2 protein-coding genes are annotated in these 1,811 nt (G+C 58.2%); one reads left to right on the plus strand and one right to left on the minus strand.

Annotated features, from left to right (window positions below; all coding sequences use genetic code 11):
- Positions 1-131: 131 nt before the first annotated feature.
- Positions 132-614, minus strand: coding sequence for a hypothetical protein (locus I5M_RS25110; protein WP_148287959.1), 483 nt, complete (start codon positions 612-614; stop codon positions 132-134).
- A 502-nt stretch (positions 615-1,116) separates the two neighbouring features.
- Between I5M_RS25110 and I5M_RS30605 the strand changes: the two genes are divergently transcribed.
- A partial coding sequence (locus tag I5M_RS30605; protein ID WP_022723919.1) for a DUF2384 domain-containing protein occupies positions 1,117-1,811 on the plus strand: 695 nt, incomplete at its 3' end.

A 1,811-nucleotide genomic window follows, 5' to 3' on the forward strand; every position in this document is an offset into this window, starting at 1 on the left:
GTAGGCGCTCGATGTCGGGTTGAAGTTCAGGCACGGGGATGCGACCGGTGACCAAATACGACATGACGTGCTCCATTGCTTCCGGACGCACAAGGTGCGCTCGGTCAAGTTGGAAGGGGAAAAGGAAGGGATCAGCCGCGGAAGCGGGAGACTATGGTGCTGGGCCCAATGCGGGCGTCGTCAAGTTCGATCTCGACGAAGCGCTGCAGCGCCAGCGAAGCGATGACTGCTATCGCGTCAGACCCGCTCCGAACAGCTTCCAGGCAGCTCGAGAGCGGCAATGAGCCGTTTTCCTGCAGAAGGGCGAGGATACGGATGCGATCGCCAAGCGATGCTCTGTAACCCGCGTATTGAAGAAGATCATGGGCGTTCTCGAGCCTGATGCTGCCACGCAGCTCGGCTTCCTCGCGCTTTTCGTATTGGTAGCCCATCGCCTGAGCTGCTTCGCCGAGCCAGTCGGGAGGGGGCCGCTTCACAAGCGATGGATGGGCATCGAGTAGGCTTACGCCCTCCGGCCTGGTCACCAAGAAATCTGGGACGTGGTGGTGGATCCGGCGGCTCAGAACCAGCGGCAGGCACGTCCATGACGTCACCGATGGATCGACGTCGAGCAAGCAACCCACGTCGCGCGCTAATCGCGTCCGAAAGATCGCAGGCCCGATGCACCGCATCGTGCTCTTTGGAGCAAAGAAGAGAGCCGCAGCCTCATCACGGGTGCGCTGAAGAAGCTTCGAGAGCTGATGCCGTTGGTAGTCAGAGCGCTGAGGTCTGGACATGATACGCTAGTCCCCCAAACAAATTGGGCGGTATCCGCGATACCTTCAAAAGCGAGGCGTCGTGGGTATCAGCGTATGTATGAAAAGCGCGGCTCAGCGGCTCGTTGGAGGCGCTTTCCGTAGGCTTTGTGGCTGGTGAACGCGCAGGACATGAGAGGAACAAATAGCGAACTTAGGGCTAATGTCAACGACAAATCTTTCGGCCGGGGCTATCGCGGAAATGTGGGGGCCTTCCAAGGTTGACGGCGCTACGGCGACGATTACGACTGCACGTTTGATAGACCGGACGAACTTGACGCATCTGACGTCTGATTGCCATTTTGCCTGGTAGAGGTTCGTCATGGTCGAAACGCGGGAACGAAATCAAGCGGCAAGCGCAACGAAGAAGCGCAGCAAGAAGCGTGGCCGTCCGGATGGAGTAAAAGGCCACATCCGCATTCGAGCCTTCGGAAAGACGTCAGAGACCGGCGCGAAGACCAGCCAAAATTCCATTGAAAAGCTGGCGATCCTCGAAATTTTGAAACGGTACAGGGCTGGAGCGAGGAAAGCCAAAAAGGTCCGGCAGCCCGTTCGCTTCACGGTGGAGGTGTCGCCAGACGGCAGCGCGAAAGCGATCGGCAGCCTCGTCACCCTTGCTTCGTTGAATGTCTCGTCGTTGGAAGCATCGTTGTCAGCTGCCCGAGATCGCGGAAGGTTCAAGATCGCAGAAATTCTGAAAGGCGACGACATGCTGACCGGGAGCGACTTCGGCGCTCTCATCGGAGCTTCGCACGAGACGGTCAATGTCAGGCGAGGGCGGGGCGAGATTCTTGGACTGCAAGGGGCGACCCGCGGTGTCAGATATCCGAGTTGGCAAGTTACGGATGCCGGGATGCCGTTGCCTGGATTATCCGAACTGTTCGAAGTCCTCGGAAAGGAGCCTTGGTTAGTCTATCGATTCCTGAGGACTGTACACCCCGAACTCGGCGGAAAGACGGCTTTGGAAGCCATGAAACTGGGCCAACAGAAAGCCGTGTTCGGAGTGGCTAGAAATCA

The organism is Rhodopseudomonas sp. B29 (assembly GCF_000333455.1).
Lineage (GTDB): Bacteria > Pseudomonadota > Alphaproteobacteria > Rhizobiales > Xanthobacteraceae > Rhodopseudomonas.